A 22,640-nucleotide genomic window follows, 5' to 3' on the forward strand; every position below is an offset into this window, starting at 1 on the left:
ATGGTCGGGGTAAGGGGATTCGAACTCCTGACATCCTGCTCCCAAAGCAGGCGCGCTACCGGACTGCGCTATACCCCGGTTTGAAATTGGCTCCGTGACCAGGACTCGAACCTGGGACCCAATGATTAACAGTCATTTGCTCTACCGACTGAGCTATCACGGAACTACATATTTCAATTTACAACTGTGAAGCTTGCTTCACCTCTTCGACCCGTTCGCATCGCTGCGTTCGTGTGTCTGAGGCGCGCTATTCTACAATCTTAAGCACCTCTGTCAACCCCCTAAATTGCTTTCAAGTTAATGATTTGCAACTTATTTCAGATTCCTGCTTGGGGAGCAGAAACCCTTTCGGGGTGACTTACTGCGGGGCGCACTTTACAAGCATTTTCCTTTGAGTTCAACAGCCTATCGAAAAAAAGGCCTCGCAATGCGAGGCCTCTTTCATTTTGTTGCCACCGAGGATCAGGCAAAGACGATTTCGTCGTGCTCCACCACACCTTTGGCGGTCTCTCCGGGCATGAAACGACCCGATAGAATCAGCTGTGCCAGCGGGTTCTCGATCCAGCGCTGGATCGCCCGTTTGAGCGGCCGTGCGCCATAGACCGGGTCGTAACCGACGGCGATCAGCTTATCCATCGCTTCCGGACTCAGCTCAAGCTTCAGCTCGCGCTCGGTCAGACGGCTACGCAGGCGACCCAACTGGATCTCGGTAATGCCCGCGATCTGATCCCGAGCCAGCGGCTCGAAGATCACCACTTCGTCGACCCGGTTGATGAACTCCGGCCGGAAGTGCGTGGAAATCGCATCCATCACCGCTGCACGCTGCGCTTCGCGATCGCCTATCAGTTCCTGGATCTGTACCGAGCCCAGGTTGGAGGTCATGACGATCACGGTATTTTTGAAATCCACCGTGCGGCCATGGCTGTCGGTCAAACGGCCATCTTCGAGCACTTGCAGCAAGATGTTGAACACATCCGGGTGGGCCTTCTCGACCTCATCCAGGAGGATCACCGAGTAAGGCTTGCGACGCACCGCCTCGGTCAGGTAACCGCCCTCCTCATAGCCCACGTAGCCTGGTGGCGCGCCGATCAGACGAGCCACGGAATGTTTCTCCATGAACTCAGACATGTCGATCCGTACCATCGCCTCTTCAGTATCAAAGAGGAACTCGGCTAACGCCTTGCACAACTCGGTTTTACCGACACCGGTCGGGCCGAGGAACATGAACGAACCGCTCGGGCGATTCGGATCGGACAACCCCGCACGGGAACGCCGCACTGCGTTGGAGACGGCGATCACTGCTTCGTCCTGACCGATCACACGTTGGTGCAACAGGCTTTCCATCTTCATCAGTTTTTCGCGCTCGCCCTCGAGCATTTTCGCCACTGGGATGCCGGTCCACTTCGACACGACTTCAGCGATCTCTTCTTCAGTCACCTTGCTGCGCAACAACTGGTTTTCGCTTTTGCCGTGCTGGTCGACCATTTGCAGGCTGCGCTCCAGGTCCGGGATCACCCCGTATTGCAGCTCGGCCATGCGGTTCAGGTCGCCTTTACGGCGTGCGGCTTCCAGTTCCTGACGGGACTGTTCGATTTTCTGCTGGATTTGCGCCGAACCCTGGACCTCGGCTTTTTCCGAGTTCCAGATTTCTTCGAGGTCCGAATACTCACGCTCGTGACGGGCGATTTCTTCCTGCAGCTTTTCCAGACGTTTCTTCGCCGCGTCGTCGCTTTCTTTCTTCAGCGCCTGGGATTCCACCTTCAGCTGAATCAGGCGACGTTCCAGACGGTCCAGCACTTCCGGCTTGGAGTCGATTTCCATGCGGATGCGGCTGGCGGCTTCGTCGATCAGGTCGATCGCCTTGTCCGGCAACTGGCGGTCAGTGATGTAGCGATGACTGAGCTTGGCCGCGGCGATGATTGCACCGTCAGTGATTGCCACCTTGTGGTGAACTTCGTAGCGCTCTTTCAGACCACGCAGGATGGCGATGGTGTCTTCTTCGCTCGGCTCGTCCACCAAGACCTTCTGGAAACGCCGCTCGAGGGCCGCGTCCTTCTCTATATATTGGCGATACTCGTTGAGCGTGGTCGCACCGACGCAATGCAGCTCACCGCGAGCCAATGCCGGTTTGAGCATGTTGCCCGCATCCATCGAGCCTTCGCCCTTGCCCGCGCCGACCATGGTGTGCAATTCGTCGATGAACAGAATGATCTGCCCTTCCTGCTTCGACAGTTCATTGAGCAGGGACTTGAGGCGTTCTTCGAACTCGCCGCGGTATTTAGCGCCGGCAATCAATGCCCCCATGTCCAGGGACAAAAGGCGCCTGCCTTTGAGACCGTCCGGCACCTCACCGTTGATGATGCGCTGAGCCAGGCCTTCGGCGATGGCGGTTTTACCCACGCCAGGTTCACCGATCAGCACCGGGTTGTTCTTGGTGCGGCGTTGCAGAACCTGAATGGTGCGGCGAATTTCATCGTCACGGCCGATCACCGGATCGAGCTTGCCCTCTTCGGCGCGCTTGGTCAGGTCGATGGTGTATTTATCCAGCGCCTGGCGTGATTCTTCCTGGTTGGCGTCATTGACCGCCTCACCGCCGCGCAGATTGTTGATCGCGTTTTCCAGCGCCTTTTTGCTCACTCCCTGGCCGAGCAGCAATTTGCCGAGCTTGCTGTTCTCGTCCATCGCGGCGAGCAGCACCAGTTCGCTGGAGATGAATTGGTCACCCTTCTGCTGGGCCAGGCGATCGGCCTGGTTGAGCAGGCGTGCCAGATCCTGCGACATGTTCACGTCGCCGGTCGGGTTCTGGATTTTCGGCAGCTGATCGAGCGCTTTGGTCAGTTCTTTACGCAGGCTGTTGACGTCGAAACCCACCTGCATCAGCAGGGGTTTGATCGAACCACCCTGCTGTTCAAGCATGGCCTGCATCAAATGCGCCGGTTCAATGGCCGGATGATCGAGGCCGACAGCCAGGGACTGGGCGTCGGACAAGGCTAACTGTAGCTTGCTGGTTAAACGGTCTATACGCATGGGTTCACCTTCCTTTTGAGCAGGCCGGACCTATAAACATCCCGAATAAAGAAACCTGCCAGATACCGCTATAGATGTGGTCGATTCTGGGAGATTCAAGCGTCGTGGAGTTGATGCAGATCAGAGAAGTCTAGCGTTCGAGCCAGATCAGAGAGGCAAACCGGCCGGTGCGAGGACTGCGGCGGTAAGAAAAGAAACGTGGATCGGTCACTGTGCAGAAACCACCGCCATAAACAGCAGTGACACCGCGAGCGGCCAGACGCAAACGCGCCAGCTCATAGATATCAGCCATGAATTTGCCAGCATTGTGGCTCGGCACAAAGGCGTTAGCGGTTTCAGGCAATTGCTGGACGAAGGTTTCGCGCACTTCCGGGCCGACTTCAAAGGCTTGAGGGCCAATGGCCGGGCCGAGCCAGACCAGTACGTCTTCGGGCGGTACAGCCAGACTGTCGAGGGTCGCCTCCAGCACACCCGCCGCCAGCCCGCGCCAACCGGCATGGGCGGCAGCGACGCGGGTGCCGGCACGGTCGCAAAACAGCGCAGGAAGGCAGTCGGCGGTCATCGCTGTGCAAGCGATACCGGGTGTTGCCGTCCAGCTGGCGTCGGCAGTGGCTACCAGGTTCGGGTCCGCTTGGGCCACGACAATGCCGTGAACCTGTTGCAACCAGGCCGGCTGAATCGAGAAACGATCGGTGAGACGACGGCGGTTTTCGGCGACGGCTTCAGGGCTGTCGTCGACGTGATCGCCGAGGTTGAGGCTGTCGAACGGCGCCAGACTGACGCCGCCCGCACGGGTGGTAACGCAGGCTTTGACGCTGGCCGGCGCGGGCCAGTCAGGCGTCAGCCAGGTCATCCGATGAACGCCTCGCGGTCTTGCTTGAGCAGCGACAGCAACCAGACGAAGTCATCCGGCAGTGGCGATTCCCAGCTCATGCGTTTACCGGTGGTCGGATGATCCAGCTCCAGGAACCGCGCATGCAGCGCCTGACGCGGGAAATTCTTCAGGGATTCGACCATGGTCACGCTGGCGGCCGGTGGAATACGGAAACGACCGCCGTAGGCAGGATCTCCGACCAACGGGTAGTTGATGTGCGCCATGTGCACGCGAATCTGGTGCGTACGACCGGTTTCCAGCTTCACTCGCACATGAGTGTGGGAGCGGAAACGCTCGAGCACGCGGTAGTGACTGACGGCTTGCTTGCCACCTTCCATCACCGCCATGCGCTGGCGCTGCTGGCCGTGACGACCGATCGGTGCATTGATCTTGCCGCCGGCCGTCACCACACCGATTACGATGCACTCGTAGATCCGGCTGACGCTGCGGCTCTGCAATTGAGTGACCAGCTGTGTCTGCGCCTGAATGGTCTTGGCCACCACCATCAGACCGGTGGTGTCCTTGTCCAGGCGATGCACGATACCGGCGCGGGGCACATTGATGATGTCCGGCACGTGGTGCAGCAAGGCGTTGAGCAAGGTGCCGTCGGCGTGACCAGCGGCCGGATGCACCACCAGGCCCGCAGGCTTGTTGATCACCAGGATGTCGTCGTCTTCATAGACGATGTCCAGCTCAATGTCTTGAGCGATCCATTCGCCCTGAGCTTCCTGCTCGGCAGTCAGTTCAAGAATGGCGCCACCGTGAACGATGTCTCGCGGGCGGATAACCGCCCCATCCACAGTCAGGCGGCCGTCTTTGATCCAGGCGGAAAGGCGCGAGCGCGAGTGCTCAGCGAATAATTGTGCGGCGACTTGATCGAGGCGTTGGCCGCCCAATTCGGACGGCACCTCTGCGCGAAGTTCAATTTTATCGGACATGCTCAGACTAGGCGTCGGCACAGCCTTTGGTTTCGGCTGCGCGCTTGTGGTTAAATACGGCGTCTTTTGCCCCGAGGCTTTTCAACGGGGCACTCATCATAACAGGACGGCCCCGCCCAAGACAGCGGCCGTCATAGGGACGCAAGCCGCCATGCAAGTGAAACACCTGCTGCTGATCGCCATCCTCGCATTGACCGCTGCTTGCTCATCGAAGGAAGTCGTAGACGAAAACCTGAGCGAAGTCGAGCTGTACCAGCAGGCTCAGCACGATCTGGACAACAATAGCTACACCGCCGCCACAGCCAAGCTGAAGGCCCTGGAGTCGCGTTATCCGTTCGGTCGCTATGCCGATCAGGCTCAACTCGAGCTCATCTACGCCAACTACAAGAACTCCGAGCCTGAGGCTGCGAAGTCCGCCGCCGAGCGATTCATTCGCCTGCACCCGCAGCACCCGAACGTCGATTACGCCTACTACCTCAAGGGTCTGACCTCTTTTGACCAGGACGTCGGCCTGCTGGCGCGCTTCCTGCCACTGGACATGACCAAGCGTGACCCGGGCGCTGCCCGCGACTCCTACAACGAGTTCGCCCAGCTGACCAGCCGCTACCCGAACAGCCGCTACGCGCCGGACGCCAAGCAGCGCATGATTTACCTGCGCAACCTGCTGGCGGCCTATGAAATCCACGTTGCCGACTACTACCTTACCCGTCAGGCCTACGTTGCCGCCGCCAACCGTGGCCGTTATGTAGTGGAAAACTTCCAGGAAACCCCATCGGTCGGCGACGGCCTGGCGGTGATGACCGAAGCCTACCAGCGTCTGCACCTGGACGAACTGGCTGCGACCACCCTCGAAACCCTGAAACTCAACTACCCGAACCACCCGAGCCTGGTGGACGGTCAGTTCGTGCCATCGGTAGCCGAAGCCGACAACCGTTCGTGGCTGAGCAAGGCCACCCTGGGCCTGATCGAATCCCGTCCGCCACTGCCGCCGGGCGAAACCCGCGCCAACCAGGACGTGCAGAAGCAGTTCCAGGATGCCAAGGACGCGATTCCGAACGAGCTCAAGCCTAAAGATGAAAACGGCGATGTGATCGAAGAACCGGAACCCGAGTCCAGCAACACCGACCGTTCCTGGTTCAGTCACATGACCTTCGGTCTGTTCGACTGACGCGGGGATGTTGTACCGGGAAGGCGCCTTTCGAGGCGCCTTTTTTATTGCCGGACTTTAGGGTGAGTGTATTGCGCTGTGCGCTTGACCCGTCCTTGGCTAAACTGCCAATTCATTAATCAAAAAGCAGCTCACCATGCTTCGTCTATTGTTCTGGATCGCCCTGATTGCCGCTGCCGTATGGTTCTGGCGCAAGTTCAAGGGCCCGACGTCGGTCGCCAATATGCCGCGCGAGCAAGATGCTCCGCCCATGGTTCGCTGTGCTCATTGCGGCGTACACCTGCCCCGCGACCGCGCGTTGAAACTCGAACAACAGTGGTATTGCAGCCAGGCTCACCTTGAGCAAGGCCCGGGCCCCAGTGATCGCTGAGACGCCCAGCCCAGGCAACAAACAGGCCCAGCGACTGCTGCGCCTCTATCACCTCTACCGCTTAAGCGTCGGCATCACCCTGGTGCTGTTGATCTCCAGCAACATGGACAACCAGTTGCTGAAGTTCGCCAATGACGACCTGCTGCGCAACGGCAGCTGGTTGTACCTGGTGCTGAATATCCTGCTGGTGGTCTTTCTGGGGAACACCCAGCGCCCCGCGCAGCTGTTCGGCCTGGCGCTGGTCGATGTCCTGCTGCTGTGCGGCTTGTTCTATGCCGCAGGCGGCATGGCCAGCGCCATCGGCAATTTGCTGATCGTCTCAGTGGCCATCAGCAATACCTTGCTGCGCGGGCGTATCGGTCTGCTGATCGCAGCGGTCGGTGCCCTTGGCATCGTGGGTTTTAGCTTCATCCTGAGCTTCAACCACCCCGCCAGCCCCAGTGATTACCTGCAAATCGGCACCCTCGGCGCCCTGTGTTTTGCCGCGGCGCTGCTGGTGCAGGGCTTGACCCGACGACTGGAGGTCAGTGAAACCCTGGCCGAACAGCGGGCCAGTGAAGTGCTCGGTCTCGAAGCCCTCAACGCACTGATCCTGCAACGCATGCGCACGGGCATTCTGGTGCTCGACGACCAGCGGCGGGTGCAACTGGCCAATCACAGCGCCTTGACCTTGCTGGGGCAGGAAAAACTGGACGGCCAGTTGATCGACGATTACTCGATGCCGTTGGTCGAGCGGCTCCAACTGTGGCTCAACAATCCAACATTGCGCCCGCAAAGCCTGCAGATCGCCAGCAACGGCCTCGAGCTGCAACCAAGCTTCATTGCCCTGGACCAAAGCCCGCACCACCAGACGCTGGTTTTTCTCGAAGACCTCGCCCAAATCGCCCAACAGGCCCAACAACTGAAACTCGCCGCCCTAGGTCGCCTGACCGCCGGGATTGCCCATGAGATCCGCAATCCACTGGGCGCCATTAGTCATGCCGCGCAGTTACTGCAGGAATCCGAGGAACTGAACGGTGCGGACCGGCGTCTGACGCAGATTATTCAAAACCACTCTCAGCGCATGAATCGGGTAATCGAAAACGTCCTGCAACTATCCCGTCGTCAGCAAACCGTGCCGCAACGGCTCGATTTGAAGCCGTGGCTGGAGCATTTCGTCGCCGAAACCCGCGAGGGCTCGAAAGAACATCAGCAGATTCACCTGCGCATCGGCTTGGGAAACTTCAAAACCCTGATGGATCCGAATCAGCTGACCCAGATTCTCGATAACCTGTTGCGCAATGCCTGGCGCCATAGCGCCCTCAAGCATGATCAGGCACAGGCCTGGCTCGAGTTGTTTATCGACCCGGACAGCCAGTTGCCGACCCTTGAAGTGCTCGATGATGGCCCCGGCGTCGAGCCGGAGCAGCGCACGCACTTGTTCGAACCGTTCTTCACCACCAGCAGCCAGGGTACTGGCCTGGGGCTTTATCTGTCCCGTGAGCTGTGCGAAAGCAATCAAGCCCGCCTAGACTTCAAATCACGCCAAGGCGGCGGCTGCTTTCGCATCACCTTTGCTCACGGACGGAAACAAAGTTGAACACGAGCCCACGGCAAAAAATCCTCATCGTCGACGACGAGCCGGATATCCGCGAACTCCTGGAAATCACCCTGGGACGGATGAAACTCGACACCTTCAGCGCACGCAACCTCGCGGAAGCGCAGGCGCTGCTGGCACAGGATACGTTCGACCTGTGCCTGACCGACATGCGCCTGCCTGACGGCACCGGACTGGCGCTGGTACAACACATCCAGCAGCGCTATGCGCAAGTGCCGGTGGCGATGATCACCGCCTACGGCAGCCTGGAGACCGCTATAAATGCCCTCAAGGCCGGCGCCTTCGACTTTCTGACCAAACCGGTCGACCTCACCCGCCTGCGTGAGCTGGTCATCAGCGCCCTGAGCTTGCCAGCGCCAGGCGGCGCCAGCAGCGCCATCGACCGTCGGCTGCTGGGCGACTCGCTGCCAATGCGCAACCTGCGCAAACAAATCGACAAACTGGCCCGCAGCCAAGCCCCGGTCTACATCAGTGGCGAGTCCGGCAGCGGCAAGGAACTGGTCGCTCGACTTATCCACGACCAAGGCCCGCGCGCCAGCCGACCGTTCGTCCCGGTGAACTGTGGGGCAATCCCGTCGGAATTGATGGAAAGCGAGTTTTTCGGCCATCGCAAAGGCAGTTTCAGCGGCGCCATCGAAGACAAGCCTGGGCTGTTCCAGGCTGCCCATGGCGGTACTTTGTTCCTCGACGAAGTGGCTGACCTACCGCTGGCAATGCAGGTCAAACTGCTGCGGGCCATACAGGAGAAAGCCGTTCGCAGCATCGGTGGCCAGCAGGAAACCGTGGTCGATGTGCGCATCCTCTGCGCCACTCACAAAGACCTCGATGCCGAAGTCGCCGCCGAACGCTTTCGCCAGGACCTGTACTACCGCCTGAACGTGATCGAGCTGCGAGTACCGTCCTTGCGCGAACGCCGCGACGACATTGAGCTTCTGGCCAACAATATGCTCAAGCGACTGGCGGCCAGCACTGGCCAGCCCCCCGCAAAACTCCACCCACAAGCCCTCGAAGCGCTGAAAAACTATCGCTTTCCTGGAAACGTGCGGGAATTGGAGAACATGCTCGAACGGGCTCACACCTTGTGCGAGAACAAACAGATCGAAGCCAGCGACCTGCGCCTGGCGGAAGGCAACTGCAATCCGGACGGCGGCGTGCCAGACCTGACACAGATCGACAATCTGGAAGCCTATCTGGAAAACGTCGAACGCAAACTCATCCTCCAGGCCCTGGAAGAAACCCGCTGGAACCGCACGGCGGCGGCCCAGCGATTGAATCTGTCATTTCGGTCGATGCGTTACAGGCTGAAGAAATTGGGGCTGGATTGAACCGTTAACAGCTCTTCTGTCAGATTCGTCCGGCTGGCACATACGGCGCAGGGTCAATAATCGGCGCCCGCCCCAGCATCACATCGGCAAACAACTGACACGACGCCGGCGCCAGCACCAGCCCGTTACGGTAATGCCCGCAGTTGAGCCAGAGCCCGTCATATCCCGGCACCCGACCGATATAGGGGATTCCTTCAGGCGACCCGGGCCGCAACCCCGCCCAATGCCCCACCACCTCGGCATCCGCCAATGCCGGAATCAACTCCACCGCCGATGCCTTCAGGCTTTCCAGCGCCGTGTCGGTTGGCGTCTTGTCGAAGCCCTCATGCTCCAGCGTACTGCCGATCAGGATGTGCCCGTCGCGCCGAGGAATGGCATAACGCCCCTTGGCCAGGACCATGCTCGGAAGGAAGTCCGCCGCGCACTTGTAGAGAATCATCTGTCCCTTGACCGGTTCGACCGGCAGCTCCAGGCCCAGCTTTTTCAGCAAGTCACCGCTCCAGGCCCCCGCTGTCAAAACCACCTCATCACCCCGAATGGCCCCCATCGAGGTCCGTACCCCGACCACCGCAGAACCTTCCCGGATAAATTCGCTGACCTCGCATTGTTCATGGATCGTCACGTTCGGCAACGCCAGCAAGGCGGCCTTGAGGGATTTCACCAGCCGTGGATTACGCACATTGGCCACATCGGCCATGTAGATCGCCCGCGAAAAACCGGCGCCCAATACCGGCACCGCATCGTGCGCCGCAGAGATATCCACAGCCCGCAGCGGACGGTTCTCCCGTTCGGCCCAGGCGAGCGCTTCGGCCTCGTCATCCAGGTCCAGCCAGTACAACCCGGTGGTGTGCACTTCAGGATCGACACCGGTGGCAGCGAACAAACGCTGGGCCAGTTGTGGATAAAAATCCTGGGACCAATGAGCCAGTGCAGTGACCGCCGGGCTGTAGCGCCATGGGTAGAGCGGCGAAACGATCCCGCCACCGGCCCAGGAAGACTCCTGACCGACGCTCGAGCGGTCCAGCAGCACCACGCTCTGCACTTCGGACGCGAGATTGAACGCCGTCAGCAGGCCTATCACCCCGCCACCGACAATCACCACTTGCTGTTGACTGCTCATGTTCTGATCCAACCGTTCAATAGACAGAGGGCGCAAAAGGCGCCCGAAAAGGAACTCAGCGACCCCAGCAATCCTTGGTGGCCAGGCCGGACGCGGCATTGACCATACTCCTGACACCGGTATTGGTGAGAGTGAAATCACCGCACTTGTCGCTGGCCATGGTCGAACCGGCCTTGCGTGTTGCCGTCAGCAGGAAGGTCTGATCGGTCAGGGTCGGGGTGATGGTGTAGAAATCATTGCCAGCGCTGAGGCCAGTGGCATTGGTGTAGACATTATTCTTCGAATAGAAACGCTCGAGGATCTGCGCCTGCTCGGAAAGCAACCCGGCGACTTCAGTACGGCGGCCCTTTTTTACGTACTCGGTGAGGCTCGGATAGCCAATGGTGATGACGATCCCAATGATCGCAATCACGATCATGATTTCGATCAGGGTAAAACCTCGGTTGGATCTGCGCATGCCTCACTCTCACTTACTGTATTTGTCGCCACATGATGCGACGGCCGCTGCCGCCACCGGATTTTTCCACCAGAGTGGTCACGCCACCACCGGAGTCGTTCACAATCTTGCGGGTTGCGTCATTGACGACCGCGTTCAGGGTCGGGATACCACCGGTGAAGATCACCCCGCTGGAAATCGTGTCGTTGCCGTCGACCACCCCGTCGGCATTGGTGTCGAGTACCGCGTAATTGAGCATCTTACCGCTGAACGCATCGAGTTCGACCAGTTTGCCGGTGCCGAAGCTGGCACAGGGGTCCACGGTATCCACACTGAGCGTGGTAAAAATGATCCGCCCCGACACCAGGCTGGCCTGATAGATCACTCGCTCCCCCGTCAGCACGTTGTTGTATACCAGGGGCAAGTACCAGCCTTTCTTGGCCGGGTAGGTCACCTCGTTCTGGCTGGTGGTGATGAATTGCCCGGTACTGCCCGAAAACACGCCGGTCACCGCCTGCGCCTGCAAACTGGAAACGGTGATTTGTCCTGCGCCCCCCTCGGCATCCCATACCGCGTAGAACGCCTGCAGATCCTTGTTGGTCTTGTCGGCAACCTCATTGAATTTGCCGGTGCCGAAAAACACCTCCTTGCCGCCCAACACGTGATCCGCCAGCAACGGTTGCGCGGTAATCGGCTGGGTCGCGCCACCTGCTGTGGTGAACAACGGCTTGCCGGAAAACGCCACGCCCCAGGTGTCAGGGGTGGTGCCACTCAAATCGAACTTCCACAACCGCCCTTTCAGATCGCCCCCATAGGCAGCCTGCACCACATTCTGCGAGTTGACCCTGAGCTTCACCGACGACAGGCCGTTGGTGGTTTCGGTACTGTCGATCACGATTTTCTTGATCAGCGAGCCGTCGCGAATATCCACCACATACAACGCCGCCACCCCGGAGTTGCTGCCATAGCCGTTGGAGATAAACGCGGCCCAGCGACCATCGGCCAAGCGTGCCACTTCGGGGCGCGCATAGGCATAACCCAGATCATTGAAAACGTTCGCTGTACTGGCCGTGGCCGGTGCACTGATTTCCCACAGCGCTTTAGTTTCGTTACCGGCCGATGCGTCGAACAACTGCAGCGCATAGAAGGTTTTGCCGCCCGCCCCCGTGCCGCCAATCGCCAGGGTTTTCCAGGCGCTATTGAGCTGGGCATCGAACACGCCGACCTGGCCATCGACCAGAAACTTGTGGCTCACACCGTTGATGTAAGTGGGATCAGCGATGTCGTTCAGCGATGGCAGCACGCTGGAGGGCATGTAGGCATAACGCCTGACACCATTGGCCGAGTTGATGATGTTTACAAAACCGTCGTTGGCATTCACCACCAGGCTGGCATTCATGTTGGCGGCTTTGGTGGTCAGGTAAGTGCTGTAGCTGGTGTCTGCCACCAGATCGGACGCGGTTTTGTCCGTGGGTGAGGCCAGCACGAGTGGCGAATTGATGATGTCGCCGAGCAATACACTGCGAACTTTCAACCCGGTTTTGTTGATGCCCTTGCTCCACTCCACCAGATCGTTGCCGTTGATGCCAGTGGGCAGCCCCTGGTTGAGGGCGGTCTGCTGCGCCGCAGAGAAATTGCTGTAAGCCAGGATGACCGCCGCGTTGGTTTGCGTGTTCCAGGACTGGTAGGTCGGCGCAGTGGCGCCGGGCACGATGGTGGTGTCGGTCGTCCACAGCACGGCGGCGGTGTTAACCGCGCCCGCCGACGTGAAACCAAAGGACTTGATCGTACCCCGCCAGTCCTTGGGATCGTAACTGGTCTGGAAATAGCTCGAGTTGCTGGTCAGGGTTGTGCCGCTGGCCACGCCACTGCCACCTGAACCGGCCTTGGAAGTGATGTCGCTCAGGGCTGCAGACAGTGCATTGTTAAGTCCCGCACTGTCGCTCGCCTGGTAATACTTGCCCTGCCCATAGGTCGCGGCATCCACCAACATCTGGTTTGCAGCGGTGAAACCCACGGTATAGGTGTTCATGTTCTGCTTGGGAAAATCCAGGGCGTTCCAGCTTTTGCCTGTGGCATCGGTTCCCGTGGAACGCATGTCGATGTCGAAAGCGAACTTGGCAATGTCATCCAGGTACAGGGTGTCGCCTTCATCGTCGCCTGAGGGGTCGGTACCATCGTTACTGCTGATCCCGTCCCAGTTCGGTAACTGGCTGCCACCCAGCGGATCATCGGTCGGAAAGGTTCGATCGTAGGTCGGCAGACCATCGGTGATCACCACCCCGTAATTTTTCTGGCAACGGTACTGAATCGGACTGGTATAGGTGTCGGGCGTCGAGTTGTTGTACGGCGCCATGCCACGGAAATAACGAGTGATCTCGTAATAGGCTTCCGCCAGTGGCGTATTGGCTTGCGCGCTCAACTCGTCGATCCCGGCGATCAGTGAGGCGTAATTGGTATCGGCCTGAGCTTGGGTCACAGTGCCGCTGACCGCCGACAAATCACTGATCGAGCGAGCGATGTAACCACCGTCATCCTTATGGTTGCCGACCGCCAGGTTGAACGTCGACAGGCCGATGCGCAGCGAACGGTTATTGGCCACCAACGTCTTGGAAACGTTGCGCGCCACGTTCATCCGGTAATCGTTGGGGATCGAGCCGTCGGTGAAGTCCCGGTCAGTATTGTTGGCCAGGCTGATCAGGTAGGACAAATAATTCGCCGTATACCGTGTGTCCTCGTTTCCCACCGGATCGGGAAGCTTCAGGCAAAGCGAATCCAGACCGAGAAGGCTGTTTTTATAAAAACCGTACCATCCGGCCTTCGAGCATGTTCCATGATTCAAACTCGACAAGGCGATATTGTTATCGGTCATGTCCAGGTCGCGGCCTTTGTTGCACGATCCATTGGAGAGGCAAATCGTCACAGGGGTGCGTACGACCGTCGGGTCGAAGCCGGCTGCCCAGATAATGTTGTTCATACTCCCCGAGTCATCGAGCAGCAGCATCACATTGGGAGGCACGGCGGCGGCGCTCAACAGCGGAGAATCCGAGGGCGTGAAGGCGTAGGTCGGCGCGGCCAGGTAAAGGCTCAAGGCCGCGCCGCAGAGCAGCTGCAGTAACCAACGGCGCCAGCCTGTGCGGGTCTCAGTACTTCGCATAAATACTCTCCACCACACTGCGCGAACTGCCCGCGATACCCACGGCGGTCACCCGGTAAAGTGTTGCCGATGTGTTACTCGGCACGTTCACGGCCGTCAGGGTGGTACCGATGTTCTGCACTCCGTAAAAGCCGTTGCCGACGGCGATCCAGCTCACCCCCGAGGTGGAGTTGAACCCGGCGGCGGTAATGACCGACGCCTCGGCCGGTGGTGCGCACTGGCTGGTGCCACTGCAGACCGGCAATGAGTAGGAGTTCAGTTGCACCGCGCTTTCACCGACCCGCAACGCCGCTTCCGCGCCCTGGAACGACTGGTTGCGCAGGATCACGCTGCTGGTCATTTTCTCCTGCAACGTGGCGCTCTGCATCGACGAGAGACCGATCAATGTCAGCACCAGGAGAAACACCAGGCTGACCAGCAGCGCCATGCCGCGCTGGGCGTGAGATGTCATGGGCGCACGACTCATCGGCCCTCCCCTCATTGCAACCGGTTGCGCAAGGCGGCAACTACGTTGAAGGTTTGATTGCGGACCCGGTTGTTCGGGTCGGTGAGGGTCAGCGTCAGCCGCACACTGCGGATTCGCGCCGGATCGGACGGATTACTGCTGTAACTGGAGGCGGCTGTATCCGTGGCTGAACTGGCGATGCCGAAGCTCACGCCAAAGGCACTGACGTTGTTTACCAGCACCGCCTGAGTCGGCGTGCCAGTGCCGGAGCCCATCAGCAGTTGGTTGTTGCTGAAGCTGTAGACCAGCCGCCGGATCGGAAACGCCAACTGCCCCGATGCCGGCGTGCGTAAACCGGTGTAGGCCGTCGCAGTATTTCGGCAGTCGGAAACCACCGTCCAAGTCGGCACTCCGCCACTGCCGCCGACATCTGCGGTGACCAGCGTTAATTTGAGATTGGCATTGTCCCAACTGATCGGCGTGAGCAGGCTGGCATTGAAATCCCCCGCCGAGCTGGCGTCGGTAATCGTACCCAGGCAACCGAACATGCCGACCATGCGAATTTCCTGAATCATCTTGCTCAGGACGAACCGCGCATCTTCCTGCATCCCGGCGGCGGTGTTCTGGCTGACGTAGGTGTTTTTGGCGGCGATGAAAATCTGCGCCACGCCCAGGACCACGATCAGGCTCAACGCCAGGGCGATCAGCAATTCGATCAGGCCGAAACCTCTGCTGTTTCTGTTCATGGTGTCGTCACCGGATCAACGGTGGCACGGCTGGTGAGGACGAAACTGCGGCGCGAATCGGCGACATTGGCAGCCCGGGAGTCGTCCCAGGTAATGGTGATGGTGTACACCCGCTGGTAGCGGACAATGCTGCCGGTGGCCGTGGCGCCGCCGAAATTGACGATATTGGTGGTGAAGTCGTAGAGGTCCTGATCCCGGGCCACGCTCAGGTTGCCCGAGGTCGGTGGCGTGACGGTGTAATCGGCGCCGGAGTTGGCGCGAATGCGGTCCATCATGTCGTAGGCGATAAAACTCGCCTGGCTGGTCATCCGTGAGCTGTCGGTGTACTTCAGCGCATTGAGCTGAATCGCCGCCGCGCCCAACAGACCCACAGCCAGCACCAACAACGCGACCAGTACCTCGATCAGCGTCATGCCCTCCTGTGCACGCTTGCTCCAACCCCTCATCCGCAACTTCCACCCAATAGAATTCGTCCGTTCAAACACACATTCAGCGTCCTGCTTTGCGCCCCCAGCACATAACTGATCACCACCGCCGTGGACGGCGCTGCCAAGCCGCCGAGATTGTTGAAATCAATCGCGGTCACTCCTGAGGTTAGCGTCAGAGTTGCTCCGCTGCTCATCGCTGGAACAACCCGCAATACATTGGCCGGATTGCCAGTACTGTCATAAACGCTCAGCTCACCGGTCCAGACACTGCCGCCGGCCGTCGGGCGAACCCGAGTGGTGAGGCCCCGATCAATCGCCTCAAGCCGTGCGTAATTGAGTGCCCGTTGCAAATCGCCGACCTCGGTGTCGGCCTTGTTGCTTTGCACCGAGCGGGTGAACGCCGGAACGGCCAGTGTAATCAGGATCAGAAACACCGCGAGCGTGACCAGCAACTCGATCAGCGTGAAACCTTTTGTACGATGATCCATCAGTGCCCTCCGTTGCCGTCGGCTATACCTGCTTCTACACGCTAGAACATTCGACCGACAGATGTACGGTTGTTTTGCCATTACTCGCGCAAGGATCGCGCGGGCCGCAGCACTCCATGGAGGGAGATGACATGCATCAGCAAGGTTTCAGCCTGATCGGACTGCTCATGGGACTGACGATTGTCGGGATTGTTCTGCACTTGGTCAGTCCGGCGTTCGCTGCACTGACGGAATCGAATCATCGGGAGCAGGCGGCCGAGTCGCTGATCAGCGGGATCCGGCAGGCCAGAACCCTGGCCATAACCCGCAACCAGAGCGTGGTCATTCATGGCATCAACGGCGATTGGAGCCAGGGCTGGCGGATCATTCTGGACATCAGCGGCAAAGGGCCAGAGGACAGCAGCAATCCGCTACTGGTCGAGCGCGCAGGTGATGCGCGAACGCCGATTGTCGGCAATTGGTGGGTCAGGCGTTTCGTGCGTTTCAGCAGTCTGGGCCAACCGCTGATGCCCGGGCGGGCATTTCAGGCAGGGACGCTACATATTTGCTCGGCTCGCGAGCCGGTCAGCCAGCTCCAGGTGGTGCTGGCGGCGAGCGGTCGAGTGCGCCTGGCCAACCGTAAGGCTGAGCAGGCGCTGTGTCGAAAGGCGGAAAGTATTACAGCAGCGAACGCACGCGCAGCTCTTTAGGCATGGAGAAGGTGATGTTCTCCTCGCGGCCGGCCAGTTCATCGGCCCCCGTGGCACCCCAGGCCTGCAGTTGCTGGATCACGCCACGCACCAGCACTTCCGGAGCGGAGGCACCGGCCGTGATGCCAATGCGCTCGACACCGTCGAACCAGCTCTTTTGCAGGTCTTCGGCGCCATCGATCAGATAGGCCGGAGTGGCCATGCGTTCGGCCAGTTCACGCAGACGATTGGAGTTGGAGCTGTTCGGGCTGCCGACCACCAGCACCACGTCGCACTCGTCCGCCAGTTGCTTGACAGCGTCCTGACGGTTTTGCGTGGCGTAGCAGATGTCGTCCTTGCGCGGACCACCGATCGCCGGAAAACGCGTACGCAGGGCGTCGATCACGCGACTGGTGTCGTCCATGGACAGGGTGGTCTGGGTAACGAAAGCCAGTTTTTCAGGGTTGTTCACCTGCAACTCGGCGACATCTTTCTCGTCTTCGACCAGATAGATCGCGCCACCATTGCTGCCATCGTACTGGCCCATGGTGCCTTCGACTTCCGGATGGCCGGCATGACCGATAAGGATGCATTCACGGCCGTCACGGCTGTAACGCGCGACTTCGATGTGCACCTTGGTCACCAGCGGGCAGGTCGCGTCGAACACCTTCAGGCCACGACCTGTGGCTTCGGTACGCACGGCCTGGGAAACGCCGTGAGCGCTGAAGATCACGATCACGTCGTCCGGCACCTGATCCAGTTCCTCGACGAAGATCGCCCCACGGGCACGCAGGTCTTCGACGACGAATTTGTTGTGGACCACTTCGTGGCGCACATAGATCGGCGGCCCGAAGACTTCCAGGGCGCGGTTGACGATTTCGATCGCCCGGTCCACACCGGCGCAGAAGCCACGGGGGTTGGCGAGTTTGATTTGCATGCTGTGCCTCGTGTCTTGCGCGCAAGAAGTTAGATCATTGTAGGAGCAGAGCTTGCTCGCGAAAGCGGTGTGTCAGTCAACATTGATGCTGAATGTGATGACGCCTTCGCGAGCAAGCTCTGCTCCTACAGGTGACCGTATTCGGTCAGTTACAACGCTTTGACGTTGATGATCTCGACGTCAAAGGTCAAGGTCTTACCGGCGAGCGGGTGGTTGAAGTCGATGGTCACTTGCGCGTCATCGAATTCCTTCACCACGCCCGGCAGCTCGGTATTGGCGGCATCATTGAAGATCACCAGCAATCCTGGCGACAGTTCCATGTCCTGGAACTGCGAGCGCGGGATGACCTGCACGTTTTGCGGGTTAGGCTGGCCAAAAGCGTTTTCCGGCTCGATGGACAGGCTGCGTTTGTCGCCGGCCTTGAAGCCGAACAGCGCGGCCTCGAAGCCTGGCAACAGGTTGCCGTCGCCGACCTTGAAGGTCGCCGGGGCTTTGTCGAAAGTGCTGTCGACGGTGTCGCCGTTCTCCAGGCGCAATGCAAAGTGCAAGGTGACTTCCGTGTTCTGGCCGATACGTTGTTCAGCCAATACCTGTTCAGTCATGAACGGTTTCTCCGGTCTTCTTACTTTTGAACATATCCAGCGCGAGCATTACGGCACCGACAGAAATGGCGCTGTCAGCAAAGTTGAACGCCGGGAAATACCAGCGGTTCTGCCAGTGCACCAGAATGAAATCGATCACATGGCCCAAGGCAATGCGGTCGTACAGATTGCCCAGCGCGCCACCCAGCACCAGGGCCAGCGCAATCGCCAGCCAGGTGTCGTTGCGCCCCAGGCGCTTGAGCCAGATCACCAGCACCGCACTGACCACCACCGCGATCAACGCAAACAACCAGCGCTGCCAGCCGGAGCTGTCAGCCAGGAAGCTGAACGCCGCCCCGGTGTTGTAGGCCAGGGTCCAGCTGAACAAATCGGGGATCACCACGATTTGCTGGTACATCTCGAGCTTGCCTTCGAAGTAGAACTTGCTGGCCTGGTCAATGACCAGGACCAGCAAACTCAACCAGAGCCAGCTCAGCCGTCCGAAACGGCCAGCCGCATTAGGCATAGTGACGAACCTCGCCCGCGCCGCTGATGTTGTCGACGCAACGACCGCAGATTTCCGGATGTTCCGGGTTCACGCCGACGTCTTCACGGCAGTGCCAGCAACGGGCGCACTTGGCGTGAGCCGACTTGACGATCTTGAGCTTCAGGCCGCTGACTTCGGTGACCACGGCATCGGCCGGTGCCTGCACCAATGGCGCGACACTGGCGGTCGAAGTAATCAGCACGAAACGCAGCTCGTTGCTCAGCTTGGCCAGGTCGGCGCTCAGCGCGTCTTCGGCGAACAGCGTCACTTCGGCTTGCAGGTTGCCACCGACGGCCTTGGCTGCACGCTGGATTTCCATTTCCTTGTTGACCGCCACCTTGACCGCCATGATCCGGTCCCAGTAAGCGCGATCCAGCTCGAAGCCTTCCGGCAGTTCGCTCAGGCCTTCGTACCAAGTGTTGAGCATCACAGACTCGTTACGCTCGCCCGGCAGGTATTGCCACAGCTCGTCGGCGGTGAACGCCAGGATCGGCGCGATCCAGCGCACCAGCGCTTCGCTGATGTGGAACAGCGCGGTCTGGCACGAACGACGGGCCTTGCTGTCGGCGCCAGTGGTGTACTGGCGGTCCTTGATGATGTCCAGGTAGAAACCGCCCAGCTCCTGCACGCAGAAGTTGTGGATCTTGGAATAGACGTTCCAGAAGCGGTATTCGCCGTAGTGCTCCTGCAGCTCGCGTTGCAGCAACAGCGTGCGATCCACGGCCCAACGGTCCAGGGCGAGCATTTCTTCGGCCGGCAGGAGGTCGGTGGCCGGGTTGAAACCGGTCAGGTTGGAAAGCAGGAAGCGCGCGGTGTTACGGATGCGCCGGTAGGCGTCCGCACTGCGTTGCAGGATCTGCTCGGAAACCGCCATCTCACCCGAGTAGTCGGTAGACGCTACCCACAGACGCATGATGTCGGCGCCCAGGGTGTCGTTGACCTTCTGCGGCGCGATCACGTTGCCCAGGGACTTGGACATTTTGCGACCGGATTCGTCGACGGTGAAACCGTGGGTCAGCAGTTCGCGGTACGGTGCGTGGTCGTCGATGGCGCAACCGGTCAGCAACGACGAGTGGAACCAGCCGCGGTGCTGGTCCGAACCTTCCAGGTACAGGTCGGCGCGTGGGCCGGTCTCGTGACCCATCGGGTGCGAACCGCGCAGGACGTGCCAGTGCGTGGTGCCCGAGTCGAACCAGACGTCCAGGGTGTCGCTGATCTTGTCGTACAGCGGCGCTTCGTCACCGAGCAACTCGGCGGCGTCCATCTTGAACCAGGCTTCGATGCCTTCGACTTCGACGCGCTGGGCGACGATTTCCATCAGTTCGACGGTGCGTGGGTGCAGTTCGCCGCTTTCCTTGTTCAGGAAGAACGGGATCGGCACGCCCCAGTTGCGCTGACGGGAGATGCACCAGTCCGGACGGTTGGCGATCATCGAGTGCAGGCGCGCCTGGCCCCAGGCCGGGACGAATTTGGTGTCTTCGATGGCTTTGATCGCGCGTTTGCGCAGGGTGTCGCCCGCTGCTGGCTCTTTGTCCATGCCGATGAACCACTGCGCGGTGGCGCGGTAGATCAGCGGGGTCTTGTGACGCCAGCAATGCATGTAGCTGTGTTCGATGGTGGTGGTGTGCAGCAGCGCGCCGACTTCGGTCAGTTTATCGACGATGGCCGGATTGGCCTTCCAGATGAACTGGCCGCCGAAGAACTCCAGCGATGGCACATACACGCCATTGCTTTGCACCGGATTGATGATGTCATCGTTGACCATGCCGTACTTCTTGCAGGTCACGAAGTCGTCTACGCCGTAGGCTGGCGAGGAGTGAACCACGCCGGTGCCCGCGCCCAGCTCAACGTAGTCGGCCAGGTAAACCGGCGACAGGCGATCGTAGAACGGGTGACGGAAGTTGATCAGTTCCAGTGCTTTACCAGTGGTGGTGGCGATCACCGAACCTTCCAGGCTGTAGCGGGCCAGGCAGGATTCGACCAGCTCTTCAGCCAGTACCAGCAGCTTGTCGCCGACGTCGACCAGGGCGTAGTTGAACTCCGGGTGAACGTTCAGCGCCTGGTTGGCCGGGATGGTCCACGGCGTGGTGGTCCAGATCACGATCGAAGCAGGCTTGGCCAACGATGGCAGACCGAACGCGGCAGCCAGTTTGGCCTCATCAGCGATCGGGAAGGCCACGTCGATGGTCGCGGACTTTTTGTTCTCGTACTCAACTTCCGCTTCAGCCAGGGCCGAACCGCAGTCAAAGCACCAGTTCACAGGCTTCAGGCCCTTGAACACGAAGCCACCCTTGACGATTTCCGCCAGGGCGCGGATTTCACCGGCCTCGTTTTTGAAGTCCATGGTCTTGTAGGGGTTGGCGAAGTCGCCCAACACGCCCAGACGGATGAATTCGGACTTCTGGCCTTCGATCTGCTCGGTGGCGTAGGCACGGCACAGTTCGCGGGTCTTGTCGGCGCCCAGGTTCTTGCCATGGGTCACTTCGACTTTGTGCTCGATTGGCAGACCGTGGCAGTCCCAGCCCGGAACATAAGGTGCGTCGAAACCCGACAGGGTTTTCGAGCGGATGATCATGTCCTTGAGAATCTTGTTCAGCGCATGACCGATGTGAATCGTGCCGTTGGCGTACGGAGGACCGTCGTGCAGTACGAACTTCGGACGATCCTTGCCAATCTCGCGCAACTTACCGTACAGGCCAATGCTGTCCCAGCGCTGCAGAATCTGCGGTTCGCGCTGAGGCAGGCCGGCCTTCATTGGGAAGGCGGTGTCCGGAAGGTTTAGCGTGGCTTTATAGTCGGTCATTTAAGGCTCTTCATTAGCGATTGGCGCTAGGTGCGACAGGGCACGGGCGGCGGCGATATCCGCATTGATCGCCGTCTTAAGCGCCTCCAGAGAGGCGAAACGCTGCTCTTCACGCAGCTTGTGGTGGAAAACCACCGTCAAACGCCGGTCATACAGATCGCCGGCAAAATCTAAAAGGTGCACTTCGAGGTGGGCTTTGCCATCCCCTTCGACCGTTGGCCGCACACCAATATTGGCGACGCCTGGCCAGGTCTTGCCATCGATGTCGACGCTGACCAGGTAAACCCCGCTCAACGGCACACGACGACGCTTGAGTTGCACGTTGGCCGTGGGCGTACCCAACTGGCGCGCCAGCTTCTGGCCATGCAGGACCCGACCGGCAATCCGGTACGGGCGACCGAGCAGTTGTTCGGCCAAGGCGAAATCGGCAGCGGCCAGGGCATTGCGGACCTGAGTGCTGCTGACACGAATGCCGTCCAGCTCGACGGTCTGCGCCGCTTCGACGGTAAAGCCCTGAAGGACGCCGGCCTGTTGCAAGTAGTCGAAATCCCCCAGCCGGTCGCAGCCAAACCGGAAATCGTCACCAACTTCCAGATGCTGCACGCCGAGGCCGTCCACCAGAATGGTATCGACGAACTCCCTGGCGCTGAGTTTGCTCAGGCGATGGTTGAAAGCCAGGCACAACACCCGGTCGACACCTTCTTCGGCCAGCAGCTGCAGTTTGTCCCGCAGGCGGGCCAGACGGGCCGGGGCGGTGTCCGGAGCGAAGAACTCCCGCGGCTGCGGCTCGAAAATCACCACGCAGCTGGGCACGCCCAACTCGAGCGCACGCTCTCGCAGCCGGACCAGGATAGCCTGGTGGCCACGGTGAACACCGTCAAAGTTGCCAATAGTGGCGACACAGCCCCGATGCTGGGGGCGCAGGTTGTGGAGACCTCGAACCAGCTGCATAACGCGCTTCTTGCTCATAAAGTGGTCGATTATA

At 59.9% G+C, this 22,640-nt stretch carries 20 protein-coding genes and 2 tRNA genes; 5 read left to right on the forward strand and 17 right to left on the reverse strand.

Annotation, left to right across the window (positions count from 1 at the left end; genetic code table 11):
* Nucleotide 1: 1 nt before the first annotated feature.
* The 5 genes from AC1RL4_RS16140 to rluD form a co-directional block, all read right to left on the reverse strand.
* Nucleotides 2–78: transfer RNA gene (locus AC1RL4_RS16140), tRNA-Pro, on the reverse strand.
* Nucleotides 79–87: 9 nt separating this feature from the next.
* A tRNA-Asn gene (locus tag AC1RL4_RS16145) sits at nucleotides 88–163 on the reverse strand.
* Nucleotides 164–462: 299 nt separating this feature from the next.
* Entirely contained in the window at nucleotides 463–3,027 is a 2,565-nt protein-coding gene (clpB, locus tag AC1RL4_RS16150; RefSeq protein ID WP_019581252.1) for an ATP-dependent chaperone ClpB, read from the reverse strand.
* A 130-nt stretch (nucleotides 3,028–3,157) separates the two neighbouring features.
* Nucleotides 3,158–3,880: a peptidoglycan editing factor PgeF gene (gene pgeF, locus AC1RL4_RS16155; protein WP_028938883.1), complete on the reverse strand. Its 723-nt coding sequence runs from the start codon at nucleotides 3,878–3,880 to the stop codon at nucleotides 3,158–3,160.
* Entirely contained in the window at nucleotides 3,877–4,839 is a 963-nt protein-coding gene (gene rluD / locus AC1RL4_RS16160) for a 23S rRNA pseudouridine(1911/1915/1917) synthase RluD (protein WP_007901932.1), read from the reverse strand. Before rluD ends, pgeF begins: the two co-directional genes overlap by 4 nt.
* A gap of 151 nt (nucleotides 4,840–4,990) precedes the next feature.
* Here rluD and AC1RL4_RS16165 point away from each other — a divergent pair, with 151 nt between their 5' ends.
* From AC1RL4_RS16165 to AC1RL4_RS16180, 4 genes are all read left to right on the forward strand, one after another.
* Complete coding sequence (locus AC1RL4_RS16165) at nucleotides 4,991–6,007, forward strand: outer membrane protein assembly factor BamD (protein WP_230173156.1); 1,017 nt, start codon at nucleotides 4,991–4,993, stop codon at nucleotides 6,005–6,007.
* A gap of 136 nt (nucleotides 6,008–6,143) precedes the next feature.
* Nucleotides 6,144–6,377 (forward strand): PP0621 family protein, encoded by a 234-nt coding sequence (locus AC1RL4_RS16170; RefSeq protein WP_019581254.1) that lies wholly within the window; start codon nucleotides 6,144–6,146, stop codon nucleotides 6,375–6,377.
* Nucleotides 6,367–7,956, forward strand: coding sequence for a sensor histidine kinase (locus AC1RL4_RS16175; RefSeq protein ID WP_230173154.1), 1,590 nt, complete (start codon nucleotides 6,367–6,369; stop codon nucleotides 7,954–7,956). Before AC1RL4_RS16170 ends, AC1RL4_RS16175 begins: the two co-directional genes overlap by 11 nt.
* Entirely contained in the window at nucleotides 7,953–9,299 is a 1,347-nt protein-coding gene (locus tag AC1RL4_RS16180) for a sigma-54-dependent transcriptional regulator (protein ID WP_019581256.1), read from the forward strand. Before AC1RL4_RS16175 ends, AC1RL4_RS16180 begins: the two co-directional genes overlap by 4 nt.
* 19 nt (nucleotides 9,300–9,318) lie before the next feature.
* Here the strand turns inward: AC1RL4_RS16180 and thiO are convergent, their stop codons facing one another.
* The 7 genes from thiO to AC1RL4_RS16215 are packed head-to-tail and all read right to left on the reverse strand — an operon-like array spanning nucleotide 9,319 to nucleotide 16,119.
* Entirely contained in the window at nucleotides 9,319–10,419 is a 1,101-nt protein-coding gene (gene thiO, locus AC1RL4_RS16185) for a glycine oxidase ThiO (protein WP_096479528.1), read from the reverse strand.
* 55 nt (nucleotides 10,420–10,474) lie between these two features.
* Nucleotides 10,475–10,876, reverse strand: a complete 402-nt coding sequence (locus tag AC1RL4_RS16190; RefSeq protein WP_019581258.1) for a type IV pilin protein — start codon at nucleotides 10,874–10,876, stop codon at nucleotides 10,475–10,477.
* A 13-nt stretch (nucleotides 10,877–10,889) separates the two neighbouring features.
* Complete coding sequence (locus AC1RL4_RS16195) at nucleotides 10,890–14,012, reverse strand: pilus assembly protein (RefSeq protein ID WP_230173152.1); 3,123 nt, start codon at nucleotides 14,010–14,012, stop codon at nucleotides 10,890–10,892.
* Nucleotides 13,999–14,478, reverse strand: a complete 480-nt coding sequence (locus AC1RL4_RS16200) for a pilus assembly PilX family protein (protein WP_019581260.1) — start codon at nucleotides 14,476–14,478, stop codon at nucleotides 13,999–14,001. The genes AC1RL4_RS16195 and AC1RL4_RS16200 overlap by 14 nt, the downstream gene beginning before the upstream one ends.
* A gap of 11 nt (nucleotides 14,479–14,489) precedes the next feature.
* On the reverse strand, nucleotides 14,490–15,203 hold the full coding sequence (locus tag AC1RL4_RS16205) for a PilW family protein (RefSeq protein WP_019581261.1): 714 nt from the start codon (nucleotides 15,201–15,203) through the stop codon (nucleotides 14,490–14,492).
* Nucleotides 15,200–15,649: a type IV pilus modification protein PilV gene (gene pilV, locus AC1RL4_RS16210; protein WP_019581262.1), complete on the reverse strand. Its 450-nt coding sequence runs from the start codon at nucleotides 15,647–15,649 to the stop codon at nucleotides 15,200–15,202. Before pilV ends, AC1RL4_RS16205 begins: the two co-directional genes overlap by 4 nt.
* The gene (locus AC1RL4_RS16215; RefSeq protein ID WP_019581263.1) at nucleotides 15,646–16,119 is read right to left on the reverse strand and encodes a GspH/FimT family pseudopilin; all 474 of its coding nucleotides are present in this window, start codon (nucleotides 16,117–16,119) and stop codon (nucleotides 15,646–15,648) included. The genes pilV and AC1RL4_RS16215 overlap by 4 nt, the downstream gene beginning before the upstream one ends.
* Before the next feature lie 131 nt (nucleotides 16,120–16,250).
* On the opposite strand from AC1RL4_RS16215, the gene AC1RL4_RS16220 reads away from it, so the two are divergent.
* Entirely contained in the window at nucleotides 16,251–16,808 is a 558-nt protein-coding gene (locus tag AC1RL4_RS16220; RefSeq protein WP_019581264.1) for a GspH/FimT family pseudopilin, read from the forward strand.
* Here AC1RL4_RS16220 and ispH read toward each other — a convergent pair.
* From ispH to ribF, 5 genes are all read right to left on the reverse strand, one after another.
* Nucleotides 16,777–17,724: a 4-hydroxy-3-methylbut-2-enyl diphosphate reductase gene (gene ispH, locus AC1RL4_RS16225; RefSeq protein WP_018925888.1), complete on the reverse strand. Its 948-nt coding sequence runs from the start codon at nucleotides 17,722–17,724 to the stop codon at nucleotides 16,777–16,779. The two genes, AC1RL4_RS16220 and ispH, sit on opposite strands and share 32 nt — an antisense overlap.
* Nucleotides 17,725–17,873: 149 nt before the next feature.
* Nucleotides 17,874–18,311, reverse strand: coding sequence for an FKBP-type peptidyl-prolyl cis-trans isomerase (gene fkpB, locus AC1RL4_RS16230; protein ID WP_172901223.1), 438 nt, complete (start codon nucleotides 18,309–18,311; stop codon nucleotides 17,874–17,876).
* A gap of 7 nt (nucleotides 18,312–18,318) precedes the next feature.
* Complete coding sequence (gene lspA / locus AC1RL4_RS16235) at nucleotides 18,319–18,831, reverse strand: signal peptidase II (protein ID WP_019581266.1); 513 nt, start codon at nucleotides 18,829–18,831, stop codon at nucleotides 18,319–18,321.
* Nucleotides 18,824–21,655: an isoleucine--tRNA ligase gene (gene ileS, locus AC1RL4_RS16240; RefSeq protein WP_230173150.1), complete on the reverse strand. Its 2,832-nt coding sequence runs from the start codon at nucleotides 21,653–21,655 to the stop codon at nucleotides 18,824–18,826. The genes lspA and ileS overlap by 8 nt, the downstream gene beginning before the upstream one ends.
* Nucleotides 21,656–22,606, reverse strand: a complete 951-nt coding sequence (ribF, locus tag AC1RL4_RS16245; RefSeq protein WP_018925885.1) for a bifunctional riboflavin kinase/FAD synthetase — start codon at nucleotides 22,604–22,606, stop codon at nucleotides 21,656–21,658. It abuts the gene before it with no gap.
* Nucleotides 22,607–22,640: the final 34 nt, after the last annotated feature.

The organism is Pseudomonas sp. GW822-FHT07A10, assembly GCF_058798795.1.